The following is a 19446-nucleotide window of genomic DNA, read 5'->3' as shown; positions in this document are numbered from 1 at the left end:
TTGAGTGAATTATGGCAAGAGTGTTATCAACAAAAAATGCGGCATTAGACATAATACTATTGATTATAAATCAAGTATTGCTGTCACCAAGAGGGGAAGGATCTTTTGCCGTTCAGTTTGTGGGTTTTTTATCGCTTGACGGTTTATTAGTGCATTATGAATTACATAAATTGAATCTTCCTTGCGCATCCCTATATCAAAGTGATGCCGTGGGTAAAAGAGATTACTGAGTGCAACATCTGGGCGTATAATCAGTAAAGCATCGACGGCAGTTACCTCAAAAGCCATCGTGATTTCGAATAAGGAATAGGCTATCAAAGTGCCGAAACGAACATATGCAATGCGGTATGTTGCAGGTCAACCGGTTGAACAGATTTTCCCTGGCTCAGCAACGCAGTTGGGGCAGGGGTTACCGCCTGGTGCACCATTGCCTACATCTGAGTTCCTGCGTGTGATGGTGTGGAATATCTTTAAGCAACAGCGCGCTGAGTGGCTCTCTGTTCTCAAAGAGTTCGGGCGTGATGCTCAGTTGATGTTACTGCAAGAAGCACAAACAACACCCGAGCTGGTGAGGTTCGCTACGTCCCATTATCAGGCCGCAGATCAGGTTCCCGCTTTTGCGTTGCCTCAGCACCCCTCTGGCGTCATGACGTTAGCGGCTACCCACCCAGTCTACTGTTGCCCATTGCGTGAACGTGAGCCACTACTGCGCTTGTCTAAATCGGCATTAGTCACCGTTTACCCAATCCATGATGGCCGCTTATTAATGGTAGTGAATATTCATGCCGTGAATTTCAGCCTTGGCGTCGATGTCTACAGTAAACAACTCGAGCCCATTGGTGAACAAATTGCGATGCATCGCGGTCCGGTTATTCTGGCGGGAGATTTCAACGCCTGGAGTCGTCAGCGGGTTAATGCTTTGCAGCGTTTTGCCCAAGATGCGGGTCTGGATGAGGTGAAGTTCCGCACTGATCTTCGCAGTCGTGCTTTTGGTCGGCCCCTTGATTTTGTATTTTATCGCGGACTAACACTGGCTGATGCATCAGTACTGGTGACTCGAGCCTCCGATCACAACCCACTTCTGGTTGAATTCGAGCCATAAAAAAAGCACCCCGAAGGGTGCTTTTTAACAGCTTTAATAGCGATTCTAGCTCTACGTATCCGGGGTCGATTTGCCGTCAACGAACAACGTCAATTTTAAGCCTGGCTGTAAATTATTAGCTTTGCTGACTACCGAATTCCATCGCATCACATCATTGGTGTCTACACCGTGACGCTTGGCAATACTGGCAAAGGAATCACCTTTACGAACTTGATAGGTGATGCTGTTGCTGGTTGTATTGCTTGCCAGTTGCAGGGTTTGCCCAACTTTTAAGGTGCTCTTGGCACGTAAGTTGTTCCAACTCTGCAAATCGCTGGTCTTGATATTCAACCGCTTGGCAATCGTAGATAAGGTATCGCCGGGACGAACTTTATACTGCGAACTTGATGCCGATTTTGTGCTGCTCTGCGCCAGTTTAGTGGGTTGAACTGCGGCAATATCAGTATCTGCCAATGAATCTTTAAGCTGCTCAGCATGGGCTTTCGGCAACATTATGTAACGAGGACCGTGTCCATCAGGTGCCGTTACATTGCGCTTATACCCAGAGTTAAAGGATTTCAACTTTGTGAGTGACATCCCCGCCATCTCAGCCGCCTGAGTTAGCTGTATCTGCTGACCAACATCAACACGCGCCAATGCACGGTCTTTGTCGGGTTCAGGTAAGGTTATACCGTACTTTTTGCTGTTCTTGATTAAGTCACCCAAGGCCAGCATTTTTGGAACATAAATTGACGTTTCACGTGGAAGCGACAATGCCCAAAAGTTCGTCGGTTTACCCTTTGCCTTATTGGCTTTCACCGCTTGCATGACTCTGCCTTCACCGCTGTTATAAGCAGCAACTGTTAATAACCAGTCACCGTTAAACATCTTGTTCAGGCGCTCCATCATATCAAGCGCTGCTTTGGTAGAAGCAACCACATCTCTGCGGCCGTCATACCATTGGTTCTGTTTTAAGCCATAATTTCGACCAGTACTCGGCACTATCTGCCATAGCCCTGCGGCGTTGGCGGATGATGTCGCGTGAGGGTCAAAAGCGCTCTCCACTATGGGTAGCAGTACCAGCTCCATCGGCATCTTACGTTTCTTAATCTGCTCGACTATCAGGTACATGTACGGCTCTGCCCGTAATGTTACATCGTGGAGATAGCTCTTATTTTTTAAGTATTTTTGCTTCTGTTCACGGATCCGGGAATTTTCCGGAACCTTCATCTTCAGCTCGTCGCTAATGAAGTTCCACAAATCTTGCTGCGCGAGACCACTTTCACTATCCAGCCATCGCGCGCTGCCCACTCGGGCGCTATTTGTGTACTCTCCTGCTTCACTCTCTTGACCTGCCGAAGACAAACTCTGTGCATGCTGTACGGGGGCCTTCACATCCGTCTTGGACGTCTGGCACCCAACAAGCAAGACTGAGGCGAGTAATATCGCTTTGGTCTTCATGTGTGTGTCAATGTAGTTGCTTAAAAGACGAGCAATCATACTTTGCTTCGACAAAAAACACAACTAAAAGCTCAGAAGCGGTCTTTCCGGGCGCGTAATTCGGAAAAAACTGAGACAAGTGTGTCTGGTGGCGAAATTACGCCTATTTCTCTTTGTAAATCAACGTCATTACAGCGTAAAAAAACATTAATTTTACGCTCAAATTGCAATTTTACCGGTAGGCTAGGTAGGTTTTTTGCCCGTAATTGCATGATTTGTTGTTGATATGTAGCTATATCTTGATCTGACGGTAACAGTGAGCGGGCAAACTTAAGATTTGCGAGAGTATATTCATGCGCGCTGCAAATTAAGGTTTCATCAGGGAGTTGCGCGAGCTGTTGAATTGACGTGTACATTTGCTCTGGCGTACCTTCGAATAACCTGCCGCAACCAGCGGAAAATAGGGTGTCACCACAGAAAAGATAAGGTTTGCTGTAGTATGCAATATGTCCGAGGGTATGGCCGGGTACGGCAATCACGTGGTAGTTTTGCTCACCAATTGTCAGGTCATCACCCCCATTTACAATAATTGTTGCGCCTTTGTTCGCCGTTTCCTGTGGGCCATAGACGGGAATGTCGGGGAAATGGCGACGTAAATCAGCAACACCGCCGACGTGATCGTGATGGTGATGGGTGAGTAAGATGGCCTGAGGTGTGAATTGGCCTTGGCTCAGGGCTGCCAGTACCGGGGCTGATTCACCGGGATCAACAATAACGCACTGTTTTTGTGGGTCTACTAATAGCCAAATGTAATTGTCTTGAAATGCCGGAATGCTGATAAGATTCATTGAGTACCTCTTTTGTCGATAACTGTTTGAAAGAAGATGATATCTCCGTCATCTTTCAAATTGCAGGTGTGTTGGCAACTCTGGTTCACCTGAGTGACTTGCTTGCCGCCTTCTCGCACCTTGAAATCTATTGGGTAGAAACATGAAACCAGCACAAACGCGCCGAAAGATTGATGCACCCACATCCTGGGCTGAGTTGCCTTGGGGAGAGTATTATCGCGCGGCAATTGAGCAGCAGTTGCAGCCTTGGTGGCCCAAATTCTTTGGTTTTCACTTGCTGAAAATAGGCCATTTAAGTGCCGAAATCGCCAGCGATAAATGTGTCATCTCCCATCAGGTTAATGTGGGGGAAAGAGGCAAAAATATGCAGGTGTTTGCCAGCCCGTACCAGTTACCTTTCGCTGAAAAATCAGTGGATGCCTGTTTGCTGTCTCACACTTTAGCTTATGCTGCTGATCCACACCGCATTTTACGTGAGGTGGATAGAGTGCTTATCGACGACGGCTGGCTGGTTATCAGTAACTTTAATCCAATGAGTATGCTGGGTGCAGGAAAGTTTATCCCCATATTACGCCAGCGACAGCCCTATGTTAGCCGGATGTTTACCCAGATGCGTTTGCTGGATTGGCTGAGCCTGCTAAATTATGAAGTTTTGTATCTGTCGCGCTTTCACGTTTTACCCTGGCATAAAGAAGGTGGGCGCTTTATTAGCACCCACTTGCCGGCGTTAGGTTGCGTTAGCCTGATTGTCGCCCGTAAACGCACCATTCCACTGACGTTCAATCCGATGAAGTTCGGTGCGCGTAAACCTTGGTTCAGTCGCGCCGTTGGTGCCACCAAAAGCTATCGCGATCAGCCCTAATTTGGTGGCAACATATTAATTGGGAATATAGCCGGTATCCTCTAACGTCGGTGAATTCGCCCCTTGGCGGGCCAGTTCATCGCAACGTTCATTTTCCGGGTGGCCTGCATGGCCTTTTACCCATTCCCATTGCACGGTATGGGTTTGGATCGCCAGATCCAGACGTTGCCATAAATCCACATTACGTACCGGTTTGCGATCAGTGGTTTTCCAGCCGCGTTTTTTCCAGTTGTGAATCCACTGAGTAATACCCTGGCGCACATACTGGCTATCAGTGCTGAGCGTCACTTCACAAGGTGAGGTCAGCGCCTCAAGGGCGACGATGGCAGCCATCAGTTCCATGCGGTTGTTGGTTGTTAAATAGTAGCCGGCACTAAAGGTTCTTTCATGCTGCTTGTAACGCAAAATTGCGCCGTAACCACCGGGTCCCGGATTGCCAAGGCAAGATCCGTCGGTGAAAATCTCTACCTGCTTAGTCATCTCTGGTAGACTCTTCCTATCTGTTTAAACGTTAAGTCTGACATAAACGAGCGCTATGAGCACTGGCAATATGATCGTTACACCGACCAGACAGATTGTTCTGGATACTGAAACCACCGGTATGAATAAGCTGGGCGTTCATTATGAAGGCCATCGGATTATTGAGATCGGCGCAGTTGAAGTGATCAACCGCCGTCTGACCGGCAGAAACTTCCATGTGTATGTGAAGCCCGATCGTCTGGTTGATCCAGAGGCATATGGTGTTCACGGTATTAGCGATGAGTTTTTGGCGGATAAGCCGACGTTTGCTGATATTGCGCCTGAATTTCTCGAGTTTATTCGTGGTGCAGAATTAATCATCCATAATGCGGCGTTTGATATCGGCTTTATGGATCATGAATTCCGTATGTTGCAGCAGGATATTCCGAAAACGGAGACCTTCTGTACCATCACCGATAGCCTGTTAATGGCGCGCCGCCTGTTCCCCGGCAAGCGTAATAACCTCGATGCGCTGTGCGATCGCTACCTGATCGATAATACCAAGCGAACACTGCACGGCGCGCTACTTGATGCCGAAATTCTGTCAGAAGTCTATCTGGCGATGACTGGCGGTCAGACGTCGCTCACTTTCTCAATGGAGGGTGATCAGTCACAGAATGACTCTTCCGACGATATTCAGCGCATTACCCGCCCAGCATCCGGGCTGAAAATTATTTATGCCGCAGAGGATGAATTGGCGGCCCATGAGTCGCGCCTCGATTTAGTGATGAAAAAGGGCGGGAGCTGTTTGTGGCGGATGCCGCTTGAATCGGAAGGCAGCGCAAATGCAGAATAGAGTGACACCCGATGAAAAACTACGCAACCAGCTTATTTTGCTAGAAAAAGTGTTGACGCCAGCACCTTCGATACGTAATATCCGTCTCGTTCTTAACCGGAACAGCAGCGTGGTGCGGTAGTTCAGTCGGTTAGAATACCGGCCTGTCACGCCGGGGGTCGCGGGTTCGAGTCCCGTCCGCACCGCCAACATTCAGAAGCCCTGAGTTAGCAATAACTCAGGGCTTCGTTGTTTTTATCCCCTTCAGACTGAAGTCGTGGGCGCCAGGCTTGTTAGTTGGCCCATCCATGGGCCTCGCCTTCGTTTATTGCCTACCAACAACTCCAAGTTCTTCCGGGAGATATCAATTTTTATTGGGTTATTTTGCATTTCCTGCTTGTGCGGCGGTATTCACCCAACCATCAAAGGTGGCCTGATGAGCTTGAATCCAGCCGTTCACATGGCGTTCGATATCAGCATCTGATGATTCACCGGCATGCATCCGCATGTTCTGAGCATTCACATCATTAATTGATAATTTCATCACAGAGAACAGTTTAGCGGCAGCGGGGTTGGCCTCCGCCCATTTTTTGTTGGCGACAATATGCATCACACTCGGTGGGTAACCATAGTTCGCGCCGTTAGAAAGTTGGGTGTCGATAGTTTTATCTGGCAGGGAAGAGAACGGCACCTGCAACCACACCACATCCCGCCCCGGCACTAAGACATCACTGACCCAATAGGGGGTCCAGGTGTAATAAAGAATCGGTTTACCCTCTTTGTAGCGGGTGATGGTATCGGCAATCATGGCGGCATAGTTGCCCTGATTATGGGTCACAGTGTCGCTCAAGCCGTAAGCTTTGATTTGATGATTAATCGGCGCTTCACAGCCCCAGCCTGGGTTGCAGCCGGTGAGATCGGCTTTGCCATCATTATTGGCATCAAACAACTTGGCGATTTTCGGATCTTTTAACTGCTCAATATTGGTGATGTGGTACTTATCGGCGGTTTTTTTGTCAATCAGATAGCCCTGCGCCAGCCCTTCAATATAGTTACCCTGACGATAAAACTTGGCATCGCCACCGGCTGCGGCATATTGGTCGTTATGCAGTGGCTCCCAGTTTACCGCCAGATAGGTGGCATCACCTGCGGCAATAGAAGCATAGGCAACATTGTAGTCAACCTCTTTGGTTGGCTGGACGTCGTAACCGAGCTTCTCTAGCGCTTTATTGACCAACGAGGTCTGGAAGGTCTCTTCGGAAATGGTGCTTTGCAGCGGTTGGACGCTAACGCCTTTGCCCGGTAATTCTGCGGCGGATAACTGAGTGCTGATCAGTGTGGTGAGGGCTAATATCCAAATTCTTGTCTTACGCATAATTTTCCCCTTATTCCCTTCGTCCTTGACGCTGCTGCTGTGTTAGCGGCGCTCGCGCACCCGAATCACTTACTTATGTAAGCTCATCGGGATTTACTTGCTTGCTGCCTTGCCGCAACGCCAATGACTTTGGGTATAATATTGAGTGTGATTATTTAAAGTTATTTGCTGTTACGAAATGGTTTGGTGAGTAGTCCAATCGGGCCGGTGGCATACCAGCGACCAACACCTTTACTGCGGCGATCTCGGCCTAATGATTGGGTTAGGCGGTCAAGAATAATCGCCAGAATCACGATGCCCACTCCGCCGACAGCTGCCAGCCCCATATCCAGACGACCAATACCGCGCAGAACCATCTGACCTAAACCGCCGACGGCAATCATTGAGGCGATAACCACCATCGACAGTGCCAGCATCAGGGTTTGGTTCACACCTGCCATAATGGTTGGCATCGCCAGTGGCAACTGCACTTTGAACAGTAATTGGCGTGGATTGGCACCAAAGGACTCTGCGGCTTCGATAAGATCTTCCGGCACCTGTTTGATGCCCAAAATGGTCAAGCGAACAATCGGTGGTAGCGCAAAGATAATGGTGACCACGACGCCCGGAACATTACCGATACCAAATAGCATGACGATCGGCACCAGATAGACGAAGGCTGGCGTGGTCTGCATGGCATCCAGCAGTGGCCGAATAATACGTGCGGCACTATTGCTACGCGCCAGCCATATCCCGAGCGGTAGCCCGATAAGGATGCAGAAGAATAGCGAGGTCAGAACCAGCGCCAGTGTCACCATGGCTTGTGACCACGCGCCGATAGCGCCGATGGCGATCAGTGAGACCAGTGTCGCCACGCCCATCCCTAAGGTGGAGAACTGCCAGGCTATCAGGGCGAAAACCAAAATTGCCACCGGTGCTGGCATACCCAACAGTAAGTGCTGGAAGCCGCTGAGAATAAAGTCGACCGGTACACGAATGCCCTGGAACAGTGGGCGGAAGTGCAGTACCACCCAGTCAATGCCGTGAGTGACCCATGAATCCAGTGGCAACCAGGTGGTGTGGAACGGGTCCATCAGACTGAAATGTTCAGGTGCCGCCGCAGGTGCGCTGTTTAACCAGTCAGTATTTGCCACTTGGCTCTGTGCCGCCTGAGCGGCAGCCTCGTGGCCGGCACTCCCTGCGGTATGGCTACCCTCGGCCATACTGGCTCCCCAAGGGTCAGCTGCGGCTGACAGACTCTGAGGGGCGGTGTCAGTGACGGCAGGGGCTGTCGACGCCGCATCCGTGGCCCACGGGTTACTGACGGTTTGATCATTGATCTGGATTTGATCACTCATTTGGCGTCTCCTTATCTAGGGCCTGTAACAGCATGGCCTTGGAAATAATACCGATATAGCTGTTGTCTTCACCGACCACCGGCACCGCGCACGGTGCTTGTGCCACCAGTGAGATCAGCTCACTGAGGGGCATATCTGCGGGAACCGGTGCGGGATCAGCCAGTAAGGCGCTGTCCAACGACTGGTTTTCAGCCAACGCTTTTTTCAGTGAATCTATCGATACCACGCCAATAAACTTCTGCCCGCGCTCCAGCACATAGCCGTAATCGCGGTCTTCATCCTGAAGCAGTTTTAATGCTGAACGGGGGCCGAAACCCGGGGTTTTGCGAATCAAAGAGACTGGACGTCGGCGCGCAATATCTTTGGCGCTGAAGACGTGGCTAATATCAACGCCACGGAAGAAGGTGCGCACATAGTCATTAGCCGGATTGTTCAGTATCTCATCTGGGGTGCCGACCTGTACGACCACGCCGCCCTGCATAATGGCAATACGATCACCAATGCGCATGGCTTCATCCAGGTCATGGGAGATAAAGACGATGGTTCTTTGCTGTTTGGCCTGTAACTTGACCAACTCATCTTGCATTTCGGTACGGATTAATGGGTCGAGGGCGGAAAAAGCCTCATCCATCAATAAGATGTCGGGGTTGTTGGCCATTGCGCGGGCTAAGCCGACACGTTGCCGCATCCCGCCGGAAAGCTCATCGGGATAAGAGTAGGCGTAGCTGTCTAGACTCACCTGACGCAAAGCTTCCATGGCTTTTTCGTGGCGCTCCTGTTGAGGGACGCCAGCCAACTCCATGCCGAATGCAGTATTATCAAGAACATTCAAGTGGGGCATTAATGCAAAGGATTGGAAGACCATACTGATCTTGTTACGACGCACAGTGCGCAGGGCGCTATCCGATATTTTGGCAATATCTTCGCCGTCGATCAGCACTTCGCCACGAGTAGGTTCTATCAGACGATTGAGAAGGCGTACCAGGGTGGATTTACCGGAGCCGGATAATCCCATGATGACGAATATCTCGCCTTCTTCAATGGCCAGATTGGCATCTTTAACGCCAACGGACAAACCTGTTTTAGCAAATATCTGCTCTTTATTCTTGCCGGATTCAAGCAGTTTAAAAGCCCGTTCGGGATGCTCACCAAATATTTTATATAGATTCTTTACTTCGAGTTTAATTGCCATGCAGCTGGTATATCCCTCTGTCAATTTTGAATTATGTTTATTCGATCGATGTTATCCTGATGGAAAAATAGAGCGCTATATACCCTAACACAGTGAGAATCTGAGACAACCCTCAATATCCTTATAATCAAATTCGCAACGGTCGCTGTTTCAATATATATCATTTAGAATGATTGATTTACATGCGTTAATATTGTGGTTTTTTGGCTCTGATAAATTGTCTAATATTGCCGGTGAGAGTAATGGCTAATTAGTCGATTATTGGTATAAATATTACGCATATATAGTGAATATTATTTTGTATCACTATTGATTATATCTTTCCTGAAAATTGGCTCTCATTTAGCTCTGTAGAGGTGTAGTTAGCTGGGCTAATAGGGTATTTTTGTTGGCCATGCCAGATGGGCGGAGTCCCCTAATGCTCTGGTCTGTCGCCAAATGTATCGCGAGATGATAATTTCAAATTCTGCTACTTGCTCTGGCCGTTGAACCGGCAAAAATAGGGCGAGGTTGATGGAGTATCTTTAGGGCGAAATTGGAGGGCAATAGCAGGAAAAAAACAGGCAACCTCAATAGGGCTGCCTGTTGGTCTTGACCCCCCAATTTTTATGCTCTGACAAAGGGAGGAAGATGCAGAGTGAGAAAGCTTAAAAATCCCAATCTTCGTCTTCGGTATTGACCGCTTTACCGATCACATAAGAGGAGCCAGAACCAGAGAAGAAATCGTGATTTTCATCTGCATTTGGCGATAATGCCGCCAAAATAGCCGGGCTGACCGCCGCCTGGCTGGCGGGGAATAATGCCTCATAACCTAAATTCATTAATGCTTTATTGGCATTATAGTGCAGGAATTTTTTGACATCTTCTGTCCAGCCGACCTTATCATAAAGGTCTTCGGTGTAGCGCACTTCATTATCATATAAGTCTTGCAGCAAATCGAAGGCGAAATTCTTTATTTCCTGACGGCGGCTATTATCGACTCTCTCTAAGCCTTTCTGGAATTTATAGCCGATGTAATAGCCATGCACTGCTTCATCACGAATAATCAACCTAATAAGATCCGCGGTGTTGGTTAATTTAGCTCTACTAGACCAATACATCGGCAAATAGAATCCGGAGTAGAATAGAAATGATTCCAAGAATACACTGGCAATCTTCTTCTTCAGCGGATCATCATTATGATAGTGTTGAAGGATAATATCGGCTTTCTTTTGTAGTGGGCCATTTTCCTCACTCCAGCGATAGGCATCGTCCACATCAGATGTCATGCAAAGTGTCGAAAAAATGGAGCTATAGGAGCGGGCGTGTACCGCTTCCATAAAACTGATGTTCGAAAATACCGCCTCCTCATGGGGGGTCATGGCGTCTTTAATAAGCGCCGGTGCTCCCAGCGTATTTTGAATGGTATCCAGCAGAGTCAACCCGGTGAAAACGCGAATTGTTAGCTGCTGCTCATTGGGGGTCAATGTTGCCCAAGAGGGAATATCATTGGATAGCGGGACTTTTTCCGGCAGCCAGAAATTAGCCGTCAAACGGTTCCAGACTTCCAGATCTTTATCGTCTTCAATTTTATTCCAATTAATGGCGCTGATGCGTGTTATCGGTTTTACTGCGTTCATAGTGGCTTCCTTATTAACCCGATTTTATTCATTTACAGCGAGCAGGAAACACAACCTTCGACTTCCGTGCCTTCCAGCGCCATCTGACGCAGCCGAATGTAATAAATAGTTTTAATCCCTCTCTTCCAGGCATATATCTGCGCTCTGTTAATATCGCGGGTGGTGGCGGTATCGCGGAAGAAGAGTGTCAGTGATAGCCCCTGATCGACATGCTGAGTCGCCTCGGCGTAGGTATCGATGATTTTCTCCGGCCCTATCTGATAAGCATCTTGATAATACTCAAGATTGTCGTTGGTCATATAAGGTGCGGGATAGTAGACGCGACCAATCTTGCCCTCTTTGCGGATCTCAATTGGAGAGACAATTGGGTGAATGCTTGATGTCGAATGATTGATATATGAAATTGAACCAGTTGGCGGCACGGCCTGCAAGTTCTGATTATAGATGCCGTGTTCCATCACGGATTGGCGCAGGGCGGCCCAATCTTGCTGGTCGGGAATTGTAATGCCTACATCGGCAAACAGCGCCTCTACCTTGGCGGTTTTAGGCTGCCAGCGCTGTGCGATATATTTAGTGAAATAGCTACCCGAAGCATAAGCCGACTCATCAAAGCCCTTAAAGTGGCAACCGCGCTCTATTGCCAGCAGGTTAGATGCCCGGATCGCATGGTACACCACGGTATAGAAGTAGATATTGGTGAAATCCAGCGCCTCTTCTGAGCCGTAAAAAATGCGCTCGCGCGCCAGATAACCGTGCAGATTCATCTGCCCGAGGCCAATAGCGTGGGACTCCTGATTGCCTTTTTCAATTGAGGGTACTGAGCGAATATTGCTCATGTCAGAGACTGCGGTTAATCCACGAATGGCGGTTTCAATGGATTTACCAAAGTCTGGTGAATCCATGGTGTGGGCGATATTCAGTGAACCCAAATTACAGGAGATATCTTTGCCAATATGACGATAGCTGAGGTCGTCGTTATATTCGGTAGGTGAATTAACCTGCAAGATCTCTGAGCACAGATTACTCATATTGATCCGGCCTTTGATTGGGTTGGCGCGATTCACCGTATCTTCAAACATCATATAGGGGTAGCCGGACTCAAACTGAATCTCTGCCAGGATCTGGAAGAACTCGCGCGCCTTGATCTTGCTTTTACGGATGCGTTTGTTATCAACCATTTCGCGGTATTTTTCGCTGATGCTGATCTCTGACATTGGCACGCCGTAGACCTGCTCTACGTCATAAGGCGAAAATAGGTACATATCCTCACTATTTTTCGCCAGCTCAAAGGTGATATCCGGGATAACCACCCCCAGTGACAGGGTTTTAATGCGCACTTTTTCATCAGCATTTTCCCGTTTGGTATCGAGAAAACGCAAAATATCGGGATGATGGGCATGGAGATAGACTGCCCCCGCACCTTGTCGCGCCCCCAATTGATTGGCGTAAGAGAAAGCATCTTCCAGCATTTTCATGATGGGAATGACCCCGGAGGACTGATTTTCAATCCGCTTGATAGGCGCACCGACTTCACGAATATTGCTCAGCAAGAAAGCCACCCCGCCGCCACGTTTAGACAACTGCAGCGCCGAGTTTATTGAGCGACCAATGGACTCCATATTGTCTTCAATGCGCAACAAGAAGCAGGAGACCAGTTCACCGCGCTGCTTTTTACCGCAATTGAGGAAGGTCGGGGTGGCGGGTTGGAAGCGGCCAGAGATTATCTCCTCGACCAACTCCCGCGCCAGTTGTGGGTTACCGGCCGCCAGTGTCAGCGCAACCATGCAAACGCGATCTTCATAGCGCTCCAAATAGCGTTTGCCATCAAAGGTTTTCAGGGTATAGCTGGTGTAATACTTAAACGCGCCAAGGAAAGTCGGGAAGCGGAATTTTTTGCTATAAGCTTGCTGGAATAGGCTCTTGATAAAGCTGAAGTCATACTGATCCAGAACCTCTTTTTCGTAATACTCCTCCTCAATCAGGTAGTTGAGTTTCTCCTGCAAATTATGGAAGAACACGGTGTTTTGATTGACGTGCTGCAAGAAATATTGCCGCGCTGCCAGCCGGTCTTTATCAAATTGGATATGCCCGTCTGCGTCATAGAGGTTCAGCATCGCATTCAGTGAGTGATAATCAAGCTCGCTGTTGGATGGATCGGTGATTTTCAGTTCTGTCGTTGCCAAAATTCAGTTACTCCCTTGCGCACGTTTGCCACATCTTCAGCTGTACCCAGTAGTTCAAAACGATACAGATAAGGCACCTGACATTTTTGCGAGATGATTTTTCCCGCCAGGCAGTAGGCGTCGCCAAAATTAGTGTTACCCGCGGCAATGACACCGCGAATCAGTGAACGGTTATGGGGATCATTGAGAAACCGAATGACCTGAATCGGCACTGTGCCTACCGGGCTGCCGCCGCCATAACTGGGTACTAACAAAATATAGGGTTGCTCGACCCGTAATTTTCCCCGCGCCCCCGCAATGGGGATTCGTATCGCAGGGAGTTCGAGCTTCCCGATAAAACGGTGGGTGTTCTGTGACGAACTGGAAAAATAGACCAGCGGGTTCATGCCATTGCCCTCATCAGGCACTGACAGCTTGAGCCAGTGCGCTTATTTTATCGGGACGAAAGCCAGACCAATGGTCATCACCGGCAATAATCACCGGCACTTGCTGATAGCCAAGGGATTTAACGTGAGTTAATGCCTGCATATCTTCTGTTAAATCAATGACCTGATAAGCGATTCCCTGTTTATCCAAAGCCCGGTAGGTGGCATTGCACTGGACACAATCGGGTTTACTGTAAATAATAATGCTCATGATTCGCATTTACCTTTTGTATTGAGGAAAGGCGTAATTAGCCAGGTTGTTCGTGTGTCGTGACGACCTGCCCCTGATTATCAACCACAGTTTCATTCCCGCAGATGATAGTTAAATACTATATCTAGTGTTTATTTAATTCAACCACACCATATGTAGTTATTTGCATGTATTCTGTGAGCCATATAGAGACAAGGCCGCCAGCACGGGGCTGGCAGCAGAGTTTGGTAATAATGAGCAGGGTAAAAATATTTTTAACGCAGAAGGGGGCGGGATGGATCTGTTACTGGCGCAGACTGACGGCTAACCGGTTAAATGCATTCATGATGCTGATAGCAAAAGTTAAGTCAGAAATTTCGGCATCAGTAAAATGGGCCTTCAAGGCGTCGAAAATATGATCAGGTGTGCCGCTGGTGGTGATGTTAGTGACCGCTTCTGCCCAATCCAGTGCCGCCCGTTCAGCTTCACTGAAAGCATGACTCAGCCGCCACCCAGCGATCGTATCCATTTTGGCGTTATCAAAGCCATTGGCCCGTAAAAATTTACCGTGCATATCCAGACAGAACGCACAGCCGTTAATTTGTGAAACCCGCATAAAAATCAATTCGATCATTGCTTTTGGCAACGAACTTTTATCCAGCGTGAGGGAGGTGTTTACCAGTGCTTTGTAGGTGGCTGGAGAGAGTTCGGAAAAATAGAGGCGCTGCTTAACCATGATAGTTACCTGTGATGTTGATAGTAAAATATGGCGCTACTCTAGCAACACCATGGCCTATACTATAGGGCCATAAATTACTTATTTTAGTGGGTCATGATGAAGGTGTTTTCGCGCCTGTTGAATTTGGATCGTCAACAAAACGAGCCGGTTTATCGCCAGATTTATCAACGTATTAAAGATGCGATTGTTCAGGGCGCACTGCTACCTAATACTCGGGTGCCCTCGGTTCGGGCGCTGGCCAGTGAAGTGGGGGTCGCGCGCGGGACTGTGGAAAACGCCTATGCCCAATTGATTGCCGAGGGCTTTTTACAAAGCCGTGGGCAGGGGGGAACTTACGTTTCAGCCCAGCTGCTTGATGCCCCTTTGCTGCCATTGAACAGTGTAGCTGAAGGCCGTCAACCCATTGCCGTCAACCATGCATTATCAGCTAATCGTATGATGGCGCTGCCGTTTCAGTTGGGGCTACCAGCACTGGATGCCTTCCCGCGCGCGCAATGGGGGCGAATGATGGCTAAACAGCTGCATAGCTTGACCGCCGCATCACTCGGGCACCCTCCCGCCACCGGATTACCCGCCTTACGTGCATCAATTGCTCACTATTTGCAGCTCTCACGGGGGTTTAGTTGCCAACCGGAACAAGTATTTATCTGCGCTGGTTATCAATCGCTACTGGATTTGGTGGTCAGTAGCTTACTGAAACCCGGTGATTGTGGCTGGCTGGAAGATCCCGGCTACCCAGCGACTCAACAGCTGATCCGCGAAGCGGGATTGATTCCACATCCAGTGAGGGTGGATGACGAAGGCATGGATGTGAGCGCCGCCACTCAGTGTTGCCCGCAGGCGCGTTTTGCCATTATCACACCGGCACATCAAAGCCCATTAGGTGTGGCGCTCAGTTTAGTGCGGCGCATGGCGCTACTGGATTGGGCTGAGCAGCAGCAATCCTGGATCATTGAGGATGATTATGACAGTGAGTTCCGCTATCAGGGCCGACCACTGCCTCCGCTGAAAAGTATGGATAGGCAAGGGCGGGTACTCTATGCCGGAACATTTAGCAAAGTGATGTTTCCAGCACTGCGGCTGGCCTATCTGGTGGTGCCCCCCGCGCTGGTGGCGGTATTTAATCACCGTTGCCAATTGCGCACCTGCGCCTGCCCGCCATTGATACAGGCCAGTGTGGCGGAATTTATGAATCAGGGGCATTTTTATCGCCACCTTAAACGGATGCGCCACCTCTATGCAGAGCGTCGCGAAATGTTATCCGTCAGTCTGATGCGACAACTTGCGGGTATCGTCGAGGTTGAACGGCAGTCGGGTGGCATTCAATTACTGGCGCGGCTGGATAGCCGTTTTGTTGATCGGGTTGTTGCCGCAGAGGCTCAGCGCCAAGGGCTGGCGATTCAGGCTCTATCAGACTGGGCGCTGGCAGAGAGAGTGGGCGGCAACCAAGAGAATGGCCTGCTAATGGGCTTTACTAATTTGACGTCAGTGACAGAAACCGATCAACTGGTGGCACGGCTGGCAAAAATAGTCAGCGCTTTATCTGAGGGATAGAAGGTGTTGGCCCGAGGTGAGGGTCACCTGGGCCGCCGATAAACAAACGCAACTCAAATACAGTAGACACAGCAATGAGGGTGATGAGTTATCGGCATCAGCTTGATTTTAGCGGCGTGCCAGCAGCACACCCAGTACGATACCGACGGCGGCACCAATACCGACACCTTGCCATGGCTTATCGCGGATATAGTTATCTGCATTGCCGGCCACATCGCGGGCATGCTGCTTAAGGCTGGTCGAGCCACTGAACCGCGCTCGAGCATCACGTAAAACCCCTTCGGCATTTTGGCGCACCTTGGTCAGCTCCTCTTTGGTTTTCTCACCTGATGAGCGCAAGACATCGTCGAGAGTATCTGCCAGAAGGGTCACATCTTGATCGAGGTCTCTTTCGATTTTTTCTGATTTTTTGAACATTTGACTCTCCATTTGCCTGATGAATATTAAGCATAGACCATCAATCAGCCGATAAATGGGCTTCAGGAGTAATCCGAAGGTGAGTAGCATTTATGGCACCAATCATCATCACCATGACTTTGTACATTTGGTTACTTAGCGAAACCAATGACTCACGGAAAGAGAAAATTCATTCCTCTATGATTCTTCCCAACGGCCCCATCGGGGGCTTAGCGAAAAAACTCTGAGGATTTGAAAATGAAAAAAGTATTAGCGATGATCGTTGCTGCAACTATGGGTCTGTCTTCTGTTGCTTTCGCTGCTGAAACGACTGCAACTGCTGCGGCACCAGCGACTACCACTACTACTGCGGCACCCGCTGTAGAGAAAGCTGCACCAGCTAAAGCAACTCAACATAAAAAGCATAAAGCCACCAAACAAACAACAGAGCAGAAAGCACAAGCTGCTAAAGCTAAAAAACACGAGAAAAAAGCCGCAGTACAAAAAGCACAGGCTGCTAAAAAACAGGTGAAAAAAGCGCCAGCTCAAAAAGCACAAGCCGCTAAAAAACATCACAAAGCGGCTAAAAAATCAGTAACAGCTCCAGCTGCATAATTACGCCGGAATGCGGGCCTTGTACCGCACCATCTAGCCAATTCCAGACACTCGGTTAATGCCGGGTGTCTTTTTTTATAGGCTAATCATCATGATCAATCGCTATCTGTTTGAACTGATTTTCGGTGTCGTGACGTTGTGTGGTCTATTACTTGCCTGCGTATTATTGCTGACTGACTCGGTTATTTAGCCGACATGACCCCTCATCCCCTCGCAGTGGCGTGTGGACTATTCCTAAATAGCCGTTTTGAGCCAATAAAGAGGTGGTTTCCCTTATTTATTGCGGTAAGGTCGCTCAATAGTAGTTAAAAAGAGGGAAAGTAAATGTATTTACGGCCAGATGAAGTGGCTAGAGTGCTGGAGAGTGCCGGCTTTGAGCGGGATTATACGGTTGATCAGGCTTACGGTTATCGGAAAGCGGGACACTATGTTTATGTGAATCGTGAAGCTCGCATGGGTAGGACTGCTTTGGTTATCCACCCCGCGCAAAAAGATAAAAGTTTGCTGTTTGCCACACCGACAGCCACTATTCGTATCAGTGATAAGTATGTTGAGTTTCCACTCTATCTGGCGGGGGAAGCCGCAGATCGCTACGGTATTGCTCACGGTTTTAGTTCAAGGGAAATATTATTGCGCTACCTGAACAGCATGTTTCAGACCATTTAGCGCGCTACCCTACCGCAATACATATCATCGCGCCGTAGTGCTATTATCAATGCAATACGGCGTCAGCTTCCTGATTAAAATGCAGATTATAGTGGCGGCGGAATTGCGCCAATTCAAAGGCATCTAAATCCAGCTCAGCAAAATAGAACAATGCCGCTTCAGTGTGTTCGGCCGTTAGCATTGGGGATATATGTGCGCGAACCAGCGTGTTTCGCCATTGCATTACATTTTCGTCGGAGGGATCTTTAATAAAGGTCTGATAGATGAAAACCAGATATGCCGCCTTTCTAACATCCTCGGCGTAACCATTGCTGGTGGAGCGGATAAACATTTGAGTTTGACGTTGCCCCATCTCTTGCAACATCGACTCAATATATATGGGTTTTATCTTCAGTAAATTAGCCAGCGTATCCACAGCCTTACGGGTATCTGATGTCAATACACGGTAGCCCACAATAAAAACCACGATCAGAACAGCAATAATTATCCACGTCATTGAGTGTTTCTTTGCGCCCTACAAGGTGAAATTGGTAACGTAAAATTATCTGGCTGTTAAATCGCCTGAGCCGATAAATTCAACGAAGTGTTTAAGGGGTATTGCCACTGAAGTTATCACTGTTTCTCTGCTGATTATTCAGATGATGGTTGAACGCTGCGGCATCTTTCGCCAGCGCATCAAGATGGGCACCCAGCATTTTTATCTGTCTGACCAGCGAATGTTGCTCTGGCAAGGTGTTCGCGGTATTGAGTTTTCTAAGCAACATATCATTTTTAGCACGCAATGCTGTCTCTCGTGCTTTTGACTGCTCCAGCTCATATTGCAGTGCGGTATAACTTGCCTGCCATGTCTGATGCTGCTTCTCAAAAGTTGACTGCAACTCACTCATTGCATTAAGAAACTGGACTTCAAGCTCTCGCATTGTCATTGCTTTTCCTTTATGACGACTTCCGATTTTGAGTGGCAGTATAACGAAATTTGAGCATAACCTCATCCGCTAGAATCTCTGGTTCGCCCTCGGTGTAGAGTGCCATCGGGCGATGCATTACCTTGAGTTTTACCATAACTTATGAGTGATTTGTGCTTATCATTCATTGAGGGGCAAAATAAATAAGCCTTGCTATTAATATCTTAGCATGCGTTAATAGCTTCATCGGTTTGTAGCACAGACCTATTTATGTAAGCCATTTAAGTAAAGCAGTTCCTAGTTAAAGCGATATTTTTAGACATCACTTCTCCGACGAATTTCCTTCTTTAGTGCCCCCATAAGTAACTCTTGATAAGCAGACCTCAATAGCCAAATATTGGCACTAATAATGAAGGAAATATCTTATGTCTAATAAAATGACTGGTTTAGTAAAATGGTTTGATGCTGGTAAAGGTTTTGGTTTTATCTCTCCTGCTGACGGTAGCAAAGATGTATTCGTACATTTCTCTGCAATCCAAGGCACTGATTACAAAACTCTTGATGAAGGCCAGAACGTAGAGTTCAGCATCGAACAGGGTCAGAAAGGCCCTTCAGCTGTAAACGTAGTAGCGCTGTAATTTATACTGCTGCAATAAGCGTTTAGCTGTAAAAAAAACCTCGCCCCGGCGAGGTTTTTTTATTTCTGCGATCGTAGAAGTATATGT

General features: G+C 48.4%; 22 protein-coding genes and 1 tRNA gene. 9 read left to right on the top strand and 14 right to left on the bottom strand.

Annotated elements, in window-relative coordinates:
* Window positions 1-11 precede the first annotated feature (11 nt).
* Window positions 12-230, top strand: coding sequence for a hypothetical protein (locus HRK25_RS01455; protein ID WP_143707645.1), 219 nt, complete (start codon window positions 12-14; stop codon window positions 228-230).
* Window positions 231-340: 110 nt separating this feature from the next.
* Window positions 341-1102: an endonuclease/exonuclease/phosphatase family protein gene (locus HRK25_RS01450; protein WP_005275889.1), complete on the top strand. Its 762-nt coding sequence runs from the start codon at window positions 341-343 to the stop codon at window positions 1100-1102.
* A gap of 51 nt (window positions 1103-1153) precedes the next feature.
* Here HRK25_RS01450 and mltD read toward each other — a convergent pair whose 3' ends face one another.
* Entirely contained in the window at window positions 1154-2542 is a 1389-nt protein-coding gene (mltD, locus tag HRK25_RS01445; protein ID WP_071984917.1) for a murein transglycosylase D, read from the bottom strand.
* Window positions 2543-2613: 71 nt separating this feature from the next.
* Complete coding sequence (gene gloB, locus HRK25_RS01440) at window positions 2614-3369, bottom strand: hydroxyacylglutathione hydrolase (RefSeq protein WP_005275898.1); 756 nt, start codon at window positions 3367-3369, stop codon at window positions 2614-2616.
* A 142-nt stretch (window positions 3370-3511) separates the two neighbouring features.
* Between gloB and HRK25_RS01435 the strand changes: the two genes are divergently transcribed.
* Window positions 3512-4231, top strand: coding sequence for a class I SAM-dependent methyltransferase (locus HRK25_RS01435; protein WP_032898206.1), 720 nt, complete (start codon window positions 3512-3514; stop codon window positions 4229-4231).
* Between the two features lie 15 nt (window positions 4232-4246).
* On the opposite strand, the gene rnhA is transcribed toward HRK25_RS01435, so the two are convergent.
* Window positions 4247-4711 (bottom strand): ribonuclease HI, encoded by a 465-nt coding sequence (gene rnhA, locus HRK25_RS01430; protein WP_005275904.1) that lies wholly within the window; start codon window positions 4709-4711, stop codon window positions 4247-4249.
* A 70-nt stretch (window positions 4712-4781) separates the two neighbouring features.
* Here rnhA and dnaQ point away from each other — a divergent pair, with 70 nt between their 5' ends.
* Window positions 4782-5546 carry a DNA polymerase III subunit epsilon gene (gene dnaQ / locus HRK25_RS01425; protein ID WP_032898229.1) on the top strand — a complete coding sequence of 255 codons (765 nt, stop codon included), beginning with the start codon at window positions 4782-4784 and terminating at the stop codon, window positions 5544-5546.
* 111 nt (window positions 5547-5657) lie between these two features.
* A tRNA-Asp gene (locus HRK25_RS01420) sits at window positions 5658-5734 on the top strand.
* A gap of 170 nt (window positions 5735-5904) precedes the next feature.
* On the opposite strand, the gene proX is transcribed toward HRK25_RS01420, so the two are convergent.
* The 8 genes from proX to HRK25_RS01380 form a co-directional block, all read right to left on the bottom strand.
* A complete protein-coding gene (proX, locus tag HRK25_RS01415) occupies window positions 5905-6900 on the bottom strand; it encodes a glycine betaine/L-proline ABC transporter substrate-binding protein ProX (protein WP_005275909.1) in 996 nt (331 codons plus the stop codon).
* A 161-nt stretch (window positions 6901-7061) separates the two neighbouring features.
* Window positions 7062-8237: a glycine betaine/L-proline ABC transporter permease ProW gene (gene proW, locus HRK25_RS01410; protein WP_049602965.1), complete on the bottom strand. Its 1176-nt coding sequence runs from the start codon at window positions 8235-8237 to the stop codon at window positions 7062-7064.
* Window positions 8230-9429, bottom strand: coding sequence for a glycine betaine/L-proline ABC transporter ATP-binding protein ProV (proV, locus tag HRK25_RS01405; RefSeq protein WP_005275920.1), 1200 nt, complete (start codon window positions 9427-9429; stop codon window positions 8230-8232). Before proV ends, proW begins: the two co-directional genes overlap by 8 nt.
* Before the next feature lie 647 nt (window positions 9430-10076).
* Window positions 10077-11048 carry a class 1b ribonucleoside-diphosphate reductase subunit beta gene (nrdF, locus tag HRK25_RS01400; protein ID WP_005275923.1) on the bottom strand — a complete coding sequence of 324 codons (972 nt, stop codon included), beginning with the start codon at window positions 11046-11048 and terminating at the stop codon, window positions 10077-10079.
* A 32-nt stretch (window positions 11049-11080) separates the two neighbouring features.
* Window positions 11081-13231 carry a class 1b ribonucleoside-diphosphate reductase subunit alpha gene (gene nrdE, locus HRK25_RS01395; protein ID WP_032898207.1) on the bottom strand — a complete coding sequence of 717 codons (2151 nt, stop codon included), beginning with the start codon at window positions 13229-13231 and terminating at the stop codon, window positions 11081-11083.
* A complete protein-coding gene (nrdI, locus tag HRK25_RS01390) occupies window positions 13213-13617 on the bottom strand; it encodes a class Ib ribonucleoside-diphosphate reductase assembly flavoprotein NrdI (protein ID WP_005275928.1) in 405 nt (134 codons plus the stop codon). Before nrdI ends, nrdE begins: the two co-directional genes overlap by 19 nt.
* Window positions 13618-13630: 13 nt before the next feature.
* Window positions 13631-13867, bottom strand: a complete 237-nt coding sequence (gene nrdH, locus HRK25_RS01385) for a glutaredoxin-like protein NrdH (RefSeq protein WP_005275932.1) — start codon at window positions 13865-13867, stop codon at window positions 13631-13633.
* A gap of 283 nt (window positions 13868-14150) precedes the next feature.
* On the bottom strand, window positions 14151-14582 hold the full coding sequence (locus HRK25_RS01380; protein ID WP_005275937.1) for a carboxymuconolactone decarboxylase family protein: 432 nt from the start codon (window positions 14580-14582) through the stop codon (window positions 14151-14153).
* Between the two features lie 96 nt (window positions 14583-14678).
* Here HRK25_RS01380 and pdxR point away from each other — a divergent pair, with 96 nt between their 5' ends.
* A complete protein-coding gene (pdxR, locus tag HRK25_RS01375) occupies window positions 14679-16139 on the top strand; it encodes a MocR-like pyridoxine biosynthesis transcription factor PdxR (protein WP_005275940.1) in 1461 nt (486 codons plus the stop codon).
* Between the two features lie 108 nt (window positions 16140-16247).
* Here the strand turns inward: pdxR and HRK25_RS01370 are convergent, their stop codons facing one another.
* Complete coding sequence (locus HRK25_RS01370; protein WP_032898209.1) at window positions 16248-16556, bottom strand: ElaB/YgaM/YqjD family protein; 309 nt, start codon at window positions 16554-16556, stop codon at window positions 16248-16250.
* Window positions 16557-16793: 237 nt separating this feature from the next.
* Between HRK25_RS01370 and asr the strand changes: the two genes are divergently transcribed.
* Window positions 16794-17150 carry an acid resistance repetitive basic protein Asr gene (gene asr, locus HRK25_RS01365; protein ID WP_032898211.1) on the top strand — a complete coding sequence of 119 codons (357 nt, stop codon included), beginning with the start codon at window positions 16794-16796 and terminating at the stop codon, window positions 17148-17150.
* A 324-nt stretch (window positions 17151-17474) separates the two neighbouring features.
* Window positions 17475-17816 (top strand): DUF2002 family protein, encoded by a 342-nt coding sequence (locus HRK25_RS01360; protein ID WP_005275951.1) that lies wholly within the window; start codon window positions 17475-17477, stop codon window positions 17814-17816.
* A 46-nt stretch (window positions 17817-17862) separates the two neighbouring features.
* Here HRK25_RS01360 and HRK25_RS01355 read toward each other — a convergent pair whose 3' ends face one another.
* On the bottom strand, window positions 17863-18312 hold the full coding sequence (locus HRK25_RS01355) for a DUF1198 domain-containing protein (protein WP_005275954.1): 450 nt from the start codon (window positions 18310-18312) through the stop codon (window positions 17863-17865).
* Between the two features lie 91 nt (window positions 18313-18403).
* Complete coding sequence (locus HRK25_RS01350) at window positions 18404-18742, bottom strand: MbeD/MobD family mobilization/exclusion family protein (RefSeq protein WP_032898212.1); 339 nt, start codon at window positions 18740-18742, stop codon at window positions 18404-18406.
* A 404-nt stretch (window positions 18743-19146) separates the two neighbouring features.
* On the opposite strand from HRK25_RS01350, the gene cspE reads away from it, so the two are divergent.
* Window positions 19147-19359 (top strand): transcription antiterminator/RNA stability regulator CspE, encoded by a 213-nt coding sequence (gene cspE, locus HRK25_RS01345; protein ID WP_005275958.1) that lies wholly within the window; start codon window positions 19147-19149, stop codon window positions 19357-19359.
* Window positions 19360-19446: the final 87 nt, after the last annotated feature.

It is taken from the genome of Yersinia bercovieri ATCC 43970 (assembly GCF_013282745.1).
Taxonomy (GTDB): domain Bacteria; phylum Pseudomonadota; class Gammaproteobacteria; order Enterobacterales; family Enterobacteriaceae; genus Yersinia; species Yersinia bercovieri.
Note: the sequence above shows the minus strand (reverse complement) of the source record. Positions and strands in the feature narration are given on the sequence as shown.

Bases quoted from the DNA above. Each gene is read 5' to 3' on its own strand.
- HRK25_RS01455 (WP_143707645.1), top strand. From the start codon at position 12: ATGGCAAGAGTGTTATCAACAAAAAATGCGGCATTAGACATAATACTA.
- HRK25_RS01450 (WP_005275889.1), top strand. From the start codon at position 341: ATGCGGTATGTTGCAGGTCAACCGGTTGAACAGATTTTCCCTGGCTCA.
- mltD (WP_071984917.1), bottom strand. From the start codon at position 2,542: ATGAAGACCAAAGCGATATTACTCGCCTCAGTCTTGCTTGTTGGGTGC.
- gloB (WP_005275898.1), bottom strand. From the start codon at position 3,369: ATGAATCTTATCAGCATTCCGGCATTTCAAGACAATTACATTTGGCTA.
- HRK25_RS01435 (WP_032898206.1), top strand. From the start codon at position 3,512: ATGAAACCAGCACAAACGCGCCGAAAGATTGATGCACCCACATCCTGG.
- rnhA (WP_005275904.1), bottom strand. From the start codon at position 4,711: ATGACTAAGCAGGTAGAGATTTTCACCGACGGATCTTGCCTTGGCAAT.
- dnaQ (WP_032898229.1), top strand. From the start codon at position 4,782: ATGATCGTTACACCGACCAGACAGATTGTTCTGGATACTGAAACCACC.
- proX (WP_005275909.1), bottom strand. From the start codon at position 6,900: ATGCGTAAGACAAGAATTTGGATATTAGCCCTCACCACACTGATCAGC.
- proW (WP_049602965.1), bottom strand. From the start codon at position 8,237: ATGAGTGATCAAATCCAGATCAATGATCAAACCGTCAGTAACCCGTGG.
- proV (WP_005275920.1), bottom strand. From the start codon at position 9,429: ATGGCAATTAAACTCGAAGTAAAGAATCTATATAAAATATTTGGTGAG.
- nrdF (WP_005275923.1), bottom strand. From the start codon at position 11,048: ATGAACGCAGTAAAACCGATAACACGCATCAGCGCCATTAATTGGAAT.
- nrdI (WP_005275928.1), bottom strand. From the start codon at position 13,617: ATGAACCCGCTGGTCTATTTTTCCAGTTCGTCACAGAACACCCACCGT.
- nrdH (WP_005275932.1), bottom strand. From the start codon at position 13,867: ATGAGCATTATTATTTACAGTAAACCCGATTGTGTCCAGTGCAATGCC.
- HRK25_RS01380 (WP_005275937.1), bottom strand. From the start codon at position 14,582: ATGGTTAAGCAGCGCCTCTATTTTTCCGAACTCTCTCCAGCCACCTAC.
- pdxR (WP_005275940.1), top strand. From the start codon at position 14,679: ATGATGAAGGTGTTTTCGCGCCTGTTGAATTTGGATCGTCAACAAAAC.
- HRK25_RS01370 (WP_032898209.1), bottom strand. From the start codon at position 16,556: ATGTTCAAAAAATCAGAAAAAATCGAAAGAGACCTCGATCAAGATGTG.
- asr (WP_032898211.1), top strand. From the start codon at position 16,794: ATGAAAAAAGTATTAGCGATGATCGTTGCTGCAACTATGGGTCTGTCT.
- HRK25_RS01360 (WP_005275951.1), top strand. From the start codon at position 17,475: ATGTATTTACGGCCAGATGAAGTGGCTAGAGTGCTGGAGAGTGCCGGC.
- HRK25_RS01355 (WP_005275954.1), bottom strand. From the start codon at position 18,312: ATGACGTGGATAATTATTGCTGTTCTGATCGTGGTTTTTATTGTGGGC.
- HRK25_RS01350 (WP_032898212.1), bottom strand. From the start codon at position 18,742: ATGACAATGCGAGAGCTTGAAGTCCAGTTTCTTAATGCAATGAGTGAG.
- cspE (WP_005275958.1), top strand. From the start codon at position 19,147: ATGTCTAATAAAATGACTGGTTTAGTAAAATGGTTTGATGCTGGTAAA.